8 protein-coding genes are annotated in these 15895 nt (G+C 53.3%); 6 read left to right on the forward strand and 2 right to left on the reverse strand.

Features of this window, described 5'->3' with window-relative positions:
• Positions 1–36: 36 nt before the first annotated feature.
• Positions 37–8688 carry a DnaA/Hda family protein gene (locus MXE39_RS09180; protein ID WP_246976252.1) on the reverse strand — a complete coding sequence of 2884 codons (8652 nt, stop codon included), beginning with the start codon at positions 8686–8688 and terminating at the stop codon, positions 37–39.
• 158 nt (positions 8689–8846) lie between these two features.
• Here MXE39_RS09180 and MXE39_RS09185 point away from each other — a divergent pair, with 158 nt between their 5' ends.
• A complete protein-coding gene (locus tag MXE39_RS09185) occupies positions 8847–9017 on the forward strand; it encodes a hypothetical protein (RefSeq protein ID WP_246976255.1) in 171 nt (56 codons plus the stop codon).
• 353 nt (positions 9018–9370) lie between these two features.
• On the opposite strand, the gene MXE39_RS09190 is transcribed toward MXE39_RS09185, so the two are convergent.
• On the reverse strand, positions 9371–9718 hold the full coding sequence (locus MXE39_RS09190) for a hypothetical protein (protein WP_246976258.1): 348 nt from the start codon (positions 9716–9718) through the stop codon (positions 9371–9373).
• Positions 9719–11080: 1362 nt separating this feature from the next.
• On the opposite strand from MXE39_RS09190, the gene rpmH reads away from it, so the two are divergent.
• From rpmH to mnmE, 5 genes are all read left to right on the forward strand, one after another.
• A complete protein-coding gene (gene rpmH, locus MXE39_RS09195) occupies positions 11081–11215 on the forward strand; it encodes a 50S ribosomal protein L34 (protein ID WP_246976261.1) in 135 nt (44 codons plus the stop codon).
• An 11-nt stretch (positions 11216–11226) separates the two neighbouring features.
• A complete protein-coding gene (rnpA, locus tag MXE39_RS09200; protein ID WP_246976265.1) occupies positions 11227–11592 on the forward strand; it encodes a ribonuclease P protein component in 366 nt (121 codons plus the stop codon).
• The gene (gene yidD, locus MXE39_RS09205; protein ID WP_246976268.1) at positions 11550–11873 is read left to right on the forward strand and encodes a membrane protein insertion efficiency factor YidD; all 324 of its coding nucleotides are present in this window, start codon (positions 11550–11552) and stop codon (positions 11871–11873) included. Before rnpA ends, yidD begins: the two co-directional genes overlap by 43 nt.
• Before the next feature lie 550 nt (positions 11874–12423).
• Positions 12424–14055, forward strand: coding sequence for a membrane protein insertase YidC (yidC, locus tag MXE39_RS09210; protein ID WP_246976271.1), 1632 nt, complete (start codon positions 12424–12426; stop codon positions 14053–14055).
• 124 nt (positions 14056–14179) lie between these two features.
• Positions 14180–15778: a tRNA uridine-5-carboxymethylaminomethyl(34) synthesis GTPase MnmE gene (gene mnmE / locus MXE39_RS09215; RefSeq protein ID WP_246976274.1), complete on the forward strand. Its 1599-nt coding sequence runs from the start codon at positions 14180–14182 to the stop codon at positions 15776–15778.
• Positions 15779–15895 lie beyond the last annotated feature (117 nt).

Below are 15895 nucleotides of genomic sequence, written 5' to 3' on the forward strand. Positions count from 1 at the left end.
GCTCATCACCTGCTGTGCATGAGCTGAGTCTGATTATTATCCGGCTCTGAACTTCTCAATGCTCTCAATAATCGAGCTGTAGCGGTTTCTGAGCTCTACGTTTTCGGCCATACGGCGTCTGGTTCTGACAATGGCCTCATGAACAGAGGAATGGTCTTTCTTGAACAGACGTCCCATGTCGGTCAGTGACAGTGATGCATCGCAGTCACGCACTGCACACATGGCAAAGGAACGGGCCATGGAAATGTTGGCTTTCTTGCTTGCTGACATCACATCCTGTACGGAGACACCAAAGTGCTCACATACCAGGGCGATGACGGATTCTACAGGAAAATCCTCTTCCTTAACGGAAACAATACGGCCTATCTGCCTGTTGAGTTCCTCAAGATCTACTATGGTCATGCTTTCCATGCTGTTAGCCATGGAACGCACCAGTCCTTCAATTTCACGACCGTTGGTATTCAGGTGCCATGAGATGTATTCAACACACTCATCAGTTGGCTTGATACGCAGATCATCGCTGAGCATTCTGACCATACGACGACGGTAGAAGATATCAGGCAGGCTGAGATCTACGGTAATGCCTGAGGTCAGACGTGAAATCATGTCACTCTCAACACCACTGCCTGCCAGCTCTGCAGCACTCATGCTTGAGGTTACCACCAGACGCTTGCCTGGGGTGCTGGAGAAGAAGTCGATGATATCGGTGACAGTCCAGCGTGACTTTACAGCCTTGGTAAAGGCCTGCACATCATCAAGCAGTAATACGTCCACAGCCTCAAAAGCAGCCTTGAGATATACATGCTTGTCTGAGAAACGGTTCTTGTTCATCTCGGCAATGGACTCCACAAAGTGCTTGATGAAGTCATCACTGCTTACCAGAGCTACTCTCAGATCAGGCTGTTCACACCTGATACGGTTGGCAATGGCATTGAGCAGATGAGTCTTGCCGGTACCTGAACTTCCGGTTACCAGAACTGGACAGTGGAACACATCAGGAGATGCTACCTGACAGATATCAAGAGCACTCTTGACGGCTGCACGGCCGTTGCTGTCAAAGAACAGCTTTTCAAAAGTCTTCTTAGGGTTGATGACACGCTCTGGCAGCTCAAAGGCACTCTTTGGAATGCCTGCAGACTCAGCCATACGGCGTCTGCGAGACATGTTGGCCACCATCTCAGGAGGCAGTGGAGCCTCTGGCAGTACCGGGGTTGGATCTGAAGGATCACGCCATGCGTAATCAGGAACCATATTGCCCCATGAACCATCAGCCATAATGCCCAGATTCTGCAGGTTGTTCATATCCTGCATATGGCGCTCCTGCTGAGCCTTCATTCGGGCATTGGCAGCCTCTATGGCAGGCAGTCGGGCCAGCTCTGAGGACAGCAGAGTTCTGGTGGCAGCACTGCCACCGAGCTTCCTGAAGTCACTGTAGCTGATAGCCTCACCAAGAGGCACCTCTGACTGATAGTGAGCATTGAGCAGCACCATGTAGTCATCATAAATTCTGCGGTCAGCCTCGCTGATACCGGCAGTAGGCATGTAAGGGAACAGCACCTTGCTGTAAGTGCTCTCACCTGCTCTGCGGGCTGCAGCTTCCTTGAACTTCTCAGGATCAGACAGATCACCGTAAAGCTCATTAAAGCGTGAGCTGTTTACCGGTACTGGCAGGGATGAGGCACGTCCACGAGGACGGTTCTCACGGCCACGGCCAGGAATTACAGGGATAAGCAGCTTGTCTTCAGCCGGTACACCTGCAACATCAGCAGCCCCAGACTCAACACCTGGCAGACCAAGACCAACATTAGGCATCTGTCCTGGCATAAGAGACTGCTGGCCCATCACAGCCACATGGTTTACAGCTGCGTATGGTGACTGCAGTACACTGCGATCAGGGCTGGTCAGGGCAGTCTCGTACATGCGACGGGCATTGGCAATATCAAAGGCAGTAAGCTCAACAAGGCCATTGTGCAATCTCTGACCTGGCACCAGTACCGGAGCCTCGCCAGCGCCCTTGGCAACACCGCAGGCCTGCTCTGCAGCACCCTGAGCCTGCACGGCAGTATGAGCCTGCACAGCTGTCTGTACAGCTGCCTGGGCAGGATGTGCATCCTGTGGAGCCTGCTGAGGCTGCACAGGGACTCCAGCTGCTGCTGGCTGTGGCTGCACGGCAGGCTGTGGGGCATGGTGTGGCTGCACGGCAGGCTGTGGGGCATGGTGTGGCTGCTCGGCAGCCTGTGGAGCGGCCTGCATGCCTTGCTGTGGCTGCTCACTCACAACTGCATTGCTCTGAGCGGATCCGTTGTTTTGCAGCCATGGCTGAGCTGAGTAATCAAGAGCCTGCTGTAAGCGGTCAAAATCGATGTTCTGCCTGGTCTGGGCATATGGCTGCTGGGCCTGAGCATATGGCTGCATGCTCTGATGCATGCCATTGTGCATGACCGGCTGTATGCCATTGTGCATGCCCTGCTGCATCTGAGTCTGACAGTTATCATGATACTGTGCAAACTCATTGTTATGCAGCTGTGGCTGCATCTGATTGTAACCCTGTACCTGAGCCTGGAAGGCAGACTGCGCGTGCATCTGCTCATGATGGAAGTTCTGAGCACTCAGATCCACATTAGCATAACTCTCTACCTGTGCCATGACTGCAGCAAACTGATCCTCAAGTGATCCACCATTGCCGCCAAACTGTGGCATGACCTGTGGGCCATTGTGCATATGAGAGCCCGTTAAAGGCTGCTCAGGCATGAGCTGATCCTGTGGCATTACCTGGTTTTCAGGCATTACAGGTATGGTGCCTGCAAAGGCATCAGGGCCAAAGGCAGCATCAGTATGAGGCTGGGCACCTGTAAATAAAGCGTTGTTCTGATCCTGCTGATAAGCACCTGTGTACTGGGCAGCACCAAATGGATCAGCCTGAGGCTGAGTCTGTGGCACAGGCAGTGGCTGGTGCTCTTGCAGAGGCTGAGCGACCTGCTCCATGGCAGGAACAGCTGGCTGTGCAGCTGCGGATGCTGCAAAAGCGTCAGACGTTACGGCTGCCATGTCGCTGGCCGCTGCGTACTGTCCGGAATCAGCCTTGCCAAAATCATAAGCGTCCTGGTCTACGTACTCAGGAACGAAATCATCGTGCCCCTTATCTGCAGTATCCTGCTGGGCAGTGTGCTCATCAGTGCTCTGAGCAGTATGAGCAGCCTCAACCAGCTCCTGTACGTCCTGAACAGCTGGCTGCTCTGCAGCGCTGCTGTCATCACAGGTGCTTTCCATAACGTTATGGGCTGACTCTGCAGCCTCAGCTGGTGCAGCTGGTGCAGCAGGCTCAACCGGCTCAGTGGCAGTGGCTGGCCCTGCAGCTTGAACTGGGGCTGCAGGCTCTGCAGGCACTGAGGTCTCAGCTGGAGCAACGTCAGCAGTTTCGGCTGAAGCTGCCTGGGCGGCTGGCTCAGCTGTGTCGGAGGAGGCAGCCTGAGCATCAGCCTGGTAGTCAGCCTGAGCGTCAGCCGGGGCGGCCGGCTCAAAGCCAGGGAAGCTGTCAGGGGCAACAATCAGATGGCTGAATGCGGCCTTAAGGTCGTCCTGCAGACGTTCCTCAAGTGATCTGGTGTCGATTTCACCCAGGCTTTCCAGGGTGACATTTTCACGGTGCGGCAGCAGCAGTGAAGGATCGACATAGAAAGTGTCCCAGATGCTGGCACAGATATGCTCATTAAGGTCGTCGTTAAGACCGTTGAGTCTTAACTCCATGGCACGCAGCTCATCATAGCTGGCACCATTGAAGCCCACGCCTTTTACAGTTGTGCCTGGTAATGCAGGTACTGCTGAGCCCGGAATTGAGCTGCGCAGTTTTGCCAGATCCACAGCTGCTGAAGACTTGCTTTCAGGAACAAATCTGTCATCAAAGCCCTTATCGGCCATGCCGGATGCAAGGGCAGCAGGAAGAGAAGACTGGTCGCCTAAAATGGCTGCATATACGGAAGTTGCAGCCGGGGCAGAGCTGTCAGCACTCTCAGGAGTAAATACAGATACAGAGGCCTGATCATCGCCAATAATGCTCTGGGTTACCTGCAGATCAGATGCAGATGTGCCTGAGCTCAGGGCAGCCATACCCTCAAGAGGGGTAATGGCAGCATGGTGAGTGTTCTCGGCACAAGGCAGGAAAGAGTCATCAAACAGGCTCATGGCGGCGCTGGCACCGGACTCGACATTGATAGAAGGTGCAACCCAGGTACGGGCAGCCTGAACAGCAATGTCCTCATTGACGGCACCGGCCAGACTGAGGTCACGGCCCATGGCAGCAGCCATGTTCATTCTGCGCTCATTGATCATGGCCATAAGGGCATCAGGTTCAGCACCTGTTGAGCCTGACTGCATATCATGGGCGGCATCAGCAGCCTGATCCTCAGGCAGAGGAACAGCAGATCCGTCAGCATTGGTAAGAGCAAATGGTGCACGCCAGCCGGCAGCTTTTTCAGATGCGGACTGTCCCTCGTTTCTGAGGTAATCGCGCTCGAGCATGCCATCGCGTCTGGCCTTGTCGTTGACATCAAGACACATGCCTTCAACAGCAACAGGCTCAGCATGAGCAAGACGGGCATAGAAGGCCAGTACAGCCTCATTTTCACATGGAGACTGCTTGAATACAGGAGTATCAAAGCTGTTGTAGTCTGAAGTGTCTACAACGTTGATAACACGACCGTCAGCACCTGCAGCCACATCACAGGCACTCTGGCCTGCACTGTCGGCACCTGCCATAACAGCAGCACAGATACTGTCAGATTCACAGACCTCATGACGGCTCCATGAACCGTCATGGGTCTGGGAGCCCGAAGTCAGCAAGTTTTCAGAAGATAATTCATCGCCGGCTACAGCAACGGCGGCCTCAGCGGCTGTGCCGGTTGCGGCCTCAGCATCAGCTGCGGCTGCTGCTGCGGCTGCTGTAGTTGCAGTTTCAGTGTCGTCCTGACCGTTAATATCCTGGGCACAGTCGTCCTGGCCTGCGGCTGTAAGGTCAGCAACTGGCTGAGAGTCATCAGCAGACTCGTGTCTGATGTCCAGAATGGTACCGTCAGTTATGGCTGCCTGGTTGTTGTCGGCATCACCGTCAAAGGATGCCAGAACCTCGTCGGACTCAGGGTCTTCGCCCTGGTCAGCAAGGTCATCCATGGCGGTGACGACTGGAGCAGCGACAGCTGCGACCGGGGCGGCGCTGGTGCGTGGGCCGTAGTGGGCAACGGCGGCGCAGGCAATATCGTAGATTTCCTGATCGCGTACATTTACCGGTCTTGGGGAGGCAGCAATAATGCTGGCAGCCTCGAGAGTAATGTCGGCCCAGATAAAGTCTGAAATGGCCACGCTCTCGTCAAAGCGCAGCTCCTTATTACGACGAATGCAGGCAGCACGTGAAGAGAGCTCATAGTAAGCCTCATCAAGAGTCATGACCTCATCAAAATCGTCGGCCTGTGCGCTGCTCCAGCCGCTGATCTGCTCAATCTGCTCTGCCAGAGACAGACCGTTGAGACCGTGGACGTTTTCTTCCCCGGCATCAGCGCTGTAATTGAAACTGTAACCGTTCTCAACAGCAAGAGAGATATCCTCACCTGACCTGACCAGATGATGAACCTGATGAGCAGCGTCTTCGTAGGTCCACTCTCTGTAGATAGCAGGTGCCTTGAGATTGATACCGGCTGCAGCTGCAAACTGCATCTCCAGTGAATCAATGCAGTAGACAGTAGCCTTGCGCAGATCAGTGGCCGGAACACGGTAGTTCTCAAGATAGAGGAACATACCAAAGCTCTTGGCCAGTAGGATGTTTGGATAGTAGGCCTTCTTGGATGAAGACGGACGTGAGTAATCACTGCCCTGCTCCACCTTGACGCCAGCCATGAACATACCTTGCTCAATAGCACGCTTAGGCAGTCCTGGCACCTTGGCGGTATTGAGGTTGAACTGAGCAGCAAACTCGCGGCGGCTGGCCTGCTTGTCACGTACAAAAGGTCTGAGCGTGATAAATGAGCTGTCATAACACATAAGGTCAGACAGCAGGCACTTGTAGGCCACGTAATTGGCACCGGCAAGACGTGCAATGACACGACGGTCAGTAAGGTCCCTTGCGGCAAGGCCTCTGACAGTACGGAAGTTGCGGTAGCTGTCTATTACCTGGCTGCCCCATGCAGAGCACATGATGACTTCACGTAAAGTAAAGACAGGAGCGCCGTCCCAAGGCATCTGACCATAAGGTCCCTCGAGGCTCAGACGGTGCTTGACGCACTGCTCAATGGTATAGCCCTCGGTGTACAGACCGTCAAAGCGCATAAAGCCAAAATCAGAGCCATGGCTGTCCCACTTGCGGGCAAAAGCCAGCATTCCGTTCTGGCGCTCTGCAGCAGGCTCGGCTTTGATGTTGAAAGCATCCCTTCTGACAGAATCCCATACCATGGAAAGTCTCATGCTCAGAGCATCACGACCGGCACCGTATGCTGACGATACAGCAGTGACGTCCTCAGCATTAAATGCCATGGCAGTGGTGCTTTGAACAGGGTATGACTGACCTGTCTGAGCAGGGTATGACTGTCCTGTCTGGGCAGGGTATGACTGACCTGTCTGAGCAGGGTATGACTGTCCTGTCTGGGCAGGGTATGACTGTCCTGTCTGAGCAGGGTATGACTGACCTGTCTGAGCAGGGTATGACTGTCCTGTCTGAGCAGGGTGTGACTGACCTGTCTGAACAGGGGATGACTCACCTGACTGAGCGCTGTGCTCAGGTACAGCCCAGCCGGCAACGACAGCAGTGTTGCCCTTATACTGCTCTACAAAAGCAACAAGAGCGCGACCAACACTGTCATTCTGGGCAGCAGCACGCTGCTCCTCAGTCATGGAACCAAGCCTCAGAGCTCTGGTGAGACTGTCAAGAGAGTTGCTCAGATCTGCACGGACATCAGCTCTGCCGTCAGTTACAGCAGTAACGACTCTGTAAAGATAAGGGTAGACAGTATTATTGCGCTTCTGCTCTTCAAACAGGGCGGCAGACTCTGCAATCTGCTCAGGTCTGTAAATGGTTAAGGAGCCGTAAATATCAGTTACTACTTCATTGCCTGATTCATTTACGTGGAAGGCCAGTTGAGGTAAATACAGCTTTCCGGTATCAACAATCAGTCCTCTTGAGACAGCCCAGGCCATAAATTTCTTATAGAGCCTGAATCTGTAATCAGGAGCAATTTCAGTACGATCGGCAAAGTGACCGCCAGCTGGCAGATCTTCAATTTGCTCGTCAGCAAGCGCCATAAACTCAGCGAACATGCCATAGCCGGCAATACGCAGAGGGTCTGCAGATGCCGCTGCTGCGGCTTTCATTGAAGCAAGTTCTGCCTGATAAGCAAAATCGGAGGCAGCACCGGCAGCCGAAGCATTTGCTGCCGGTACGGACTGATCTTCAGTGGCAACAGAGCCGGCTGCAGCACAGGCTGCACCGGCTTCACCACTGGCAGAAGCTGCATCGGAGCGGTTAACCGGTGCAGCTTCATTCTGCTCAGCATCAGGCAAGCCTGCGGTATGACTTTCCTGAGCTGTCAGATCAATATTGTCTGCCACAGACATGGCATGCCCGTAAGCAGCCTCACCGTTGCGGTCCAGTGAGGAGCTCATGTGAGCCATGGCCTCTGCAGATCCGGCATTGCTGCCGGATGCAGCTGCACCATGTGCTGCTGTGGTACGACCTGCAGTTACGTCCATGAAGGCCTGGGCCTCCATGTTCATACTGCTGTCAGCCTGTCCGTAATCTGCAGATGCACCAGTGCCCACAGCCTCAAAAGATGAGGCCGTGCCGGCACTTGCTGAAACATTGCTGGAGTACTGACAGGCAGTGTCATCTGCACCGTCCTGCGAACCATCCTTGCAGGTTGACGGTTCACTGGTGGATACAGATGCGGACTGGACTGCCATGGTGTCATGCTCTGGATAAGATGACTCCACTGGCAGTTCATTACTGTTATCTGATGACTGAGAGGTCTCAGCAGAGGCTGAGTTCAGTCGGCAGGACTGTGACTGTCCTGAAGAAGAAATGCCGCTGGCGCAGTCGCCCTGAGGCTGCTGCGCGGCATGAGATGAAGACATGCCTGATGCACAGTCAGCCTGAGGCTGCTGTGTGGCATGTAATGATGAAAGGGTATTACCGCCTGCGGTGAAGCTGCGGTTATCAGAAAAAGTGTTTCTGTGAGCTGTTAAAGGTTGAGCGAAGGCGTGAGCAGCTGCACCGGCAGCGCCCATAGGGATGTTCACAGATGGTACGGCACCATCCATGGCAATGCATGGAGAAACGGCGAACACAGAAGAGCCGATGTCTTCACCATCGGCGACCTCGAGGCTGATACCTGCAAGTGTCTGACGATCGCACAGGCTGCCGTTGCGCTGCAACAGCTGATACTCCCTTGAGGACACTGCCTCCAGGGAAAAGCCCAGATCTTTGACACCAAGAATAGCCTTCAGTTCGAGATAAAAGCGCCAGCTGTACGGGGCAAAAGTCCTGTACACATATTCACCTGGGCAGATAAAACGAACTTTGCTCAGATCCTCATCGTAGACCATGCCCACTTCAGTGAAAAACAGTCTGATTATCTGCGCTTCAAGGTTTTCTTCTGTGGCACTGGCAACGCGCAAAATGGCGCGGCGCCATAATAAAGAGGATTGCATCCAGCTTTAAGCCATCCAGAGCCTCTGCATATCACCCCCGCCACCTACTTCAAAAACAGCACAACAAAAGGCAGTGCCGCTTTTGAAGTAGAAGCGTGTACCGGGAATCTTTATGCAAGCTTATCCAATAAGAAATCACAGAGGGAGCAGGACGCTCCTTGAAACTTCCAGTTCTTGTCTCCACCGGAAGACATGTGCACAACAGAGTACGCAGCAGTCCTGATGGAACAGTGGACCTGGTCTCAGCCCGAAACTCGTCAGCATCCCCTGTTATTCCTGCAAGACAGGTTATGAGCTCGAATTTCCGTCATGGAGCTGTCCAGTCCTGAACAGACACCATGGCCATGCACCGCACGATAGCAAGTTCGCCGTTGCAAAAGGCTGTTTGAATTGATCACGCCGCCTGAGGGCTGTCAGGGCCGTGGCAGCATGGTTACCAGTTGATCTGATCTGTTTGCACTACGCGCCAGACGCTGTTTTCAGGGCGCACTTACCAGGGCCGTGGACAATGGTCCGGCACGGCAGGCGCAATACTCCAACAACACGAAAAGCACCCGTAATGCATTTTGTTCAGTGAAAGATCAGTGCCCGAGGCGGGCAGGTCACTGGTTTAGTGATATCAGGTCGCAGCTTTTGATAATGCCTGGGGCATTACAGGAAAACCGCTTTTCCTTTAGCTCTATTACGACACTGTAAAAAGATGAGAGTCTGAACAGGTCAGATCTTCAGGAGAACTGCCGATTCCCGGCGAATGCGGAAAACTCTGCAGCGTTGGTGAATAAATTTCCCTGGTGTGTCCCAGTGAAATCAAAGTGTCCCATTTTAGCATTTTTTCTGCGCAAAAAGGATCAATTTTTATCAGCTCTATCGTCCCTGGCGGCCCATTTTTACGCCCTTTGGCTAATAAAGGCCATTCTGTGATGAAAAAAAACTCCACGTCGACGAAAAAGCCCTGTGAACAGCCAGGATCAAAATAAATGCCAGGTCTGGCAAAAAAATCGTGATTAAGCTCATGTTTATGAGCTTTCACTGTTATTGATTAAAAAATATAACAGTTTGAATTTATTTTGAACAAATGCCCCAAATCCGATCCTGGCGATTCCCGGCGTCAGCGCCGCCACTGCAGCCACTACGGGGAACTCCGTACGGCCCGCAGGTCCCTGCAAAGCCCTGAACGGCCCTCAACGGCCCTTACAGTCCCTGGCCGAGTGCGGCTCAGGGAGGCCGATGCGCTCTGATCGGCAGCTGGCTGCAGCCGCAGCTGCGCCCCATGGTGCCAGAAAAATGGCTTAAACAGGCTAAGGCTGAGCCGTGTTCAAAATCCTGCTACAGCTGACGGTCGCCCTGCGACAGCGGTGCAAGGCGCAGCGCACGCACCACACGCAGCGCACGCTTCGCGAGGCGGCGTACAGGCGGAGCGTGGGGGGTGGTTAGAAAGCGCTCTTATAATAAGCTGCGTAACCAGCTTTATTGTCTATTTCATAAAGCATACTTGCTTTTATTATTTTTATTGAATTTCAGTGCTTTGGGGCGCTGAGATCGTTATGCTTTTTATGAAAATTTATAGAGCTTTTCCTTATGTAAAGGTACTGTGATTTTGTCCCCCACAAGTTTGCGTGCACGTGCACGGTCATGAAATCTCACCACGTGCACGTGCACGGCGCTGTTTTGTCGGGCTGCCGGGACAAATTGCCTGTGTATTTTATGGCCGTGTGGTTTTGGGATTTTTTGGTGATTGACCTGCTGGTGGGGTGATTCATTTTCCGGCCAGGATGGCGGTGACAGAAAATACCCTGGCTGCGCCACTTTTTCCCGGCTGCAGATCTGCCGGGAATAAATGGTGCACTGACAGGGATGAAAATGCCTTAAATAAGCACCTGTGTCCTGAGCAGTCCAGGGCGCATGCCTGTGGGAAATTCAGGGCTGAGTGGTCATGAGCGTACTTACAGTAGCCAAATAACTGTGAAAAATCTTGATCTGTACCGTACGAACACTGTAAAATGTGCATTTCAGTAAGTTTGCCCCGTCAATAATGGCTTATTTATGGGCCAGGTGGGTAAAACTGCACCAGATTTTTTCTCAAGGATCAGGCGACGGCCCAGAGCATGCTCGTCTGATCCTTGACTGTGTTTACGACGGATGTTTTCTCCATCAGAGCTGCTCGTTGCCTCAGGCGCGTTACCACTCTTTAATCCAGAAGATGTCCGAGATGACACGCTACTTGATTAGCTGAATGCTGTTGAAGCATCCAGTGCCAGACTGCAGCGCCGGGCTGCTGCGCGGTACTCAGAATACTGAGGTGCCTCAGCCCTGACGAGGTAACAGAGTCTGGGATTGCATACTTACCAAGGCACTGTCGGATGACAATGCCATCCTCTGGAGAAATACTCAAATGAAGCGTACTTTTCAGCCAAACGTTTTAAAGCGTAAGCGCACCCACGGTTTCCGTAAGCGTATGCGTACTGCTGATGGCCGCAAGGTTCTTTCCCGTCGTCGTGCCAAGGGCCGCAAGCGTCTCTGCGTCTAATCTGAAGATAAATGCCTAATTCTGCTTTTCCCCGTGAGCTGAGACTGCTCAGCTCCGAGGAATATAACCAGGTATTTAAGAAGCCCGTGCGTGCCGGTGGTAAAGGCATGCTCATTCTTGCCTGCAAAAATGAGCAAACCACCCCACGGCTCGGGCTGATTGTCCCTAAAAAGGTCCTGAAGCGAGCCGTATGGCGCAACCGCGTCAAACGACTGGTCAGAGAATCTTTCAGGCTCTCACAAGATTCCCTTCCTAATGTAGATCTGGTCTTTTTAGCACGACCAGGCATAGGTGACATCAGTAATCACGATATACGTTCAACTCTAGACAGGCTATGGGCTCAAATCTCTCGCCAGTTGGGCAGTCGGCGATCTTAATGATCCGAACCTATCAAAAACTTCTAAGTCCATTATTAGGTCAGCATTGTCGATTTTATCCAAGCTGCTCGCAATATACCTTAGAGGCCATTCAAGAATGGGGTCTTGCTAAGGGAATGTGGCTTGGCGCCAGACGTATCGGACGCTGCCACCCCCTGAATGAAGGCGGCATCGATCCCGTCCCTCGCAGGTCGGACACCGATCCCGACCTCAAGACCAGGACACAGCCAGACGGCGTGGACGATCCTGTTTCCCCTCAGTCATCTGACAAGTCACATTAAAAGCTCCTTTCATCGGCAGGACATTGTATCTGCCAGCAGCAGGACCTGTGATGCGCTCAGAACTCATATCATGCTTCCCTGTCATAAAGCACATTGAATACAGACCCTGCGGTTATGGAAAGATGTGATCTCTGTCGCTGTAAAGCTGCAGGTGAAAGTGCATATGAATGCCGCTGCGCGGGTATAATAATCGCCACTTTTATCATGGCTGTCAGGAAGCAAAAGCACATGTTCCGGGCACATGCTCTGAGCATCAGCTTTTGCTTTTTGCATCATTGGACCAGGGCTTTTGCATTCCCGCAAGGGGATGACTTAACGCCAGACAGACACCATCACCCCTGACAGGTTTCAGAGAAACTTGCCGAGTTCCTGCACAGGCTAAGTACTTAAGCATCATGTGAACGGTGAAAGCCCGTCATGCGATGGAACTGTACCGCTGCTTACAGACTCTGCCAGAGCCTCTCCTGCAGGAGCGCACGGGCTGACCAGCAATGCCTGGCCGTGATGTCAACGTGCGAAATCTATATTGGGCTAAAAACGGTTTGTTGCGATGGAACAACAAAGAAACATACTTTTCATTCTCTTTTTAACCCTGACCCTGTTTATTTACTGGGCCTGGGAAAGAGATAAGATCGACATGGAGCAGCAGGCTCAGATCCAGGCTCAGCGTATTGAGCAGATCGCCGCTGCTGAGAGCACTCAGGGCTCCGTAGGCAAGCTTGTCAACTTAAGCTCTGACACCCTGAAGCTCGCTATCTCCTCCGTTGGCGGTGACATTGTTGACGCCAAACTGCTCAAGGTTAAGCAGGAGCAGTTCAAGGATGAGCCTTTCCACCTGCTGATGAATGATCCGCTCTTTGTCTATCAGTCACAATCCGGTTTAATCGGTGCCAACGGTCCTGATTCCAAGGCCCGTCCAACCTGGACCGCCACAGCTGACAGCTATGAGCTCAAGGAAGGCGAGGACAAGGTCAGCGCCGTACTGCACTTCACCCAGAAAGGTGTTGAGTACACCAAGACCTATACCCTGACCCGTGGCAGCTACGTGGTTGACGTCAAGTACGACGTGGTCAACAACACCGATAACAATCTGTCCATGGCTTTCTACGGCCAGTTAAAGCAGACTGTTGATGCCTCTCTTAATGAGCAGCGTGGTGCCATGATGGTGGCCGGTGCCTACCGTGGTACTGCCTACTCCACAGACGAGACCCGTTACGAGAAGAACACCCTTGAGGATCTGGTAGAGCTCTCAGCTGACAAGCAGCCTCTGAGCGTGCCTACCACCGGTGGCTGGGTTGCCATGATTCAGCACTACTTCGTATCTGCCTGGATTGGAGATACCACCGAGGGCGTCAAAAACGTAATCTTCTCCAACTCCGCAAAGAAGGGAGCTGAGGCCATTATCGGTATCCGTACCGAGCCTGCTGTGATCGATGCCCACTCCAGCCATGAGTTCAAGGCCTCAATGTGGATCGGTCCAAAGAGCCAGGACGAGATGGAGAAAGTCGCTCCTAACCTCGATCTGACCGTTGACTACGGCTGGTTATGGTTCATCTCCATTCCACTGTTCAAGATCCTGGAGTTTATCCACGGTTATATTGGCAACTGGGGCTTCTCCATTATTCTGCTGACTCTGGTAGTACGTGCCATTCTGTTCCCACTGACCAAGGCCCAGTACACATCCATGGCCAAGATGCGTCTGCTTGCACCAAAGATGCAGGAGCTGCGTGAGCGCTGCGGTGATGACCGCCAGAAGCTCGGTCAGGAGACCATGCGTCTTTACAAGAGCGAGAAGGTTAACCCTCTGGGCGGCTGTCTGCCATTACTGGTTCAGATGCCAATCTTCATTGCCCTGTACTGGACTCTGATGGAGTCTACTGAACTGCGTCACTCTCCATTCATTTTCTGGATTAAGGACCTGTCAGTTTACGACCCATACTTCGTGACCCCTATTCTGTACGGTATTTCCATGTATGCCATTCAGAAGATGTCACCAACTCCAACTACTGATCCGCTGCAGAAGAAGGTCTTCATGGCCATGCCACTGGTATTTACTTTCATGTTCTGTACCTTCCCTGCAGGCCTGACCATTTACTGGCTGGTGTCCAACATCTTCACCATTTTCCAGCAGGTTATTATCTTCAAGTCTCTGGAAAAGAAGGGCTTACACTTCAAGAGCTAATCAACAATAACTGTTGATTCTCAGCCATAAGCGCTTAATATTAAGCCTCAGACCCAAAGCTGAACCCAGCAGGATAATCAGCAAAGGTCTGAGGCTTTTTCTTTGTCACACAGGAGCTGCTGACATGTCCGACTTTGCCGATTCCATTGCAGCCATTGCCACTGCCCCTGGCCGTGGCGGTATTGCCATTATCCGTATCTCCGGACCAGGCGCGCTGTACGCAGCAAGCCAGATAACCGGTAAATGGGCAGACAGCGCCCCTGATGCAGCCAGGGATGGCAGCGCCCCTGCCAGTTGCGCTGCTGCCAGCGCTCCAGCCGGTAAAGCTGGCGCCGGCACCGCTCAGAGCACCTTCAGTATCTCAAGGGGAGACTGCGCTGCCAGCGATACAGGCACAGCCGCCTGCAGTGGCGGCGCTTGTGCAGTAAGCGCTGACAGCGCCCGCGCCGCTACTGAACGTCAGGTATATCCATTCAGGCCGCGCTATGCCTATTTCTGCAAGTTCTACGATGGCGATGAGGTCATTGATGAGGGCGTGCTGCTGTACTTCAAGGCTCCTCATTCCTACACAGGTGAGGATGTTCTCGAGCTGCAGGGCCATGGTGGCAATGTGGTCCCTCAGAGAGTGCTCAGCGCTGTGCTCAAAATCAGGGGCGTACGTCAGGCTGAGCCTGGTGAGTTTACCCGCCGTGCCTTTTTAAATGGCCGTATGGACCTTACTGCGGCCGAGGCTGTTGAGGATCTGATTTCTGCCGGTTCTGAAAGCGCTGCCCGTGCCGCTCTGGCATCCTTAAGCGGTGTCTTTGCCCGCCGTCTTGATGAGCTTACTCAGCGCCTTACTACTTTCAGAGTACGCATTGAGGCCTGCCTTGATTTCCCTGAGGAGCATGAGGACTTCTTTGACTCAGGAAAGGCTGGAGATGAGCTTACTGCCCTGCTGGGCCTTGCCCGTGATGCCCAGAGCATCGCCGCTCAGGGTGTAAAGCTCAATGAGGGCGCCCGCATTGTGCTGGCAGGTCAGCCTAATGCCGGTAAATCATCGCTGCTCAATGCCCTTGCCGGTGCTGACAGGGCCATTGTGACCAATATTCCAGGTACTACCCGTGATGTACTGACAGTCAACATAGAAATAGGCGGCATACCCGTAACCATTACCGATACAGCCGGTATTCGTGATACCCCGTCTGATGAGATTGAGGCCATAGGCATTCAGCGCGCCCTTGATGAGCTGCGTCAGGCCGACCTGATTTTGCTGATGATAGACAGCTCCCGTCCGGCTCTTGATGCCATTGAGGCCCTCAACCATATCAAGAAGGTCTTTGATAACCCGCGCAATCTCATTGTGGTCAAATCAAAGCAGGATCTGCCTGCTGATGATCAGACTGCAAAGCTGCTCAGCAGCGAGCCGCTCAACCAGTACCCTCAGCTGTCCACCTCCACCAAAACAGCTGATGGCCTTGAGCAGCTGCGCAGCCGCCTGCAGGAGGCTCTGGGCATCATTCCAACAGAGGGTGTGTTCTCAGCCCGCCGTCGTCACCTGGGTGAGCTCGATGAGTGCTATCAGGCCATTGAGCGCGCCTGCGGCATGCTTGAGCTGGGCGACCTGGTACTTACCGCCCGTGAAATCACTCTGGCTCAGAATCACCTGGGTACCATCACAGGCAAGGTCACCTCTGATGACATCCTGGGCATTATTTTCTCCACATTCTGTATAGGAAAGTAGATAGAGCCCGCCCTGCACGCCTGCCGTCAGGCATGCCTGACGGCAGGCTGGGGCTGCTGACATGTTCTCCTGCAGGAGCTGCATGGTCAGGCCCGGTCTCATTGCCCGGCACTGAAA

Origin of the sequence: Anaerobiospirillum sp. NML120511 (assembly GCF_023050955.1) — a bacterium.
GTDB lineage: Bacteria > Pseudomonadota > Gammaproteobacteria > Enterobacterales > Succinivibrionaceae > Anaerobiospirillum.

Bases quoted from the DNA above. Each gene is read 5' to 3' on its own strand.
- MXE39_RS09180 (WP_246976252.1), bottom strand. From the start codon at position 8,688: ATGCAATCCTCTTTATTATGGCGCCGCGCCATTTTGCGCGTTGCCAGT.
- rpmH (WP_246976261.1), top strand. From the start codon at position 11,081: ATGAAGCGTACTTTTCAGCCAAACGTTTTAAAGCGTAAGCGCACCCAC.
- rnpA (WP_246976265.1), top strand. From the start codon at position 11,227: ATGCCTAATTCTGCTTTTCCCCGTGAGCTGAGACTGCTCAGCTCCGAG.
- yidD (WP_246976268.1), top strand. From the start codon at position 11,550: ATGGGCTCAAATCTCTCGCCAGTTGGGCAGTCGGCGATCTTAATGATC.
- yidC (WP_246976271.1), top strand. From the start codon at position 12,424: ATGGAACAACAAAGAAACATACTTTTCATTCTCTTTTTAACCCTGACC.
- mnmE (WP_246976274.1), top strand. From the start codon at position 14,180: ATGTCCGACTTTGCCGATTCCATTGCAGCCATTGCCACTGCCCCTGGC.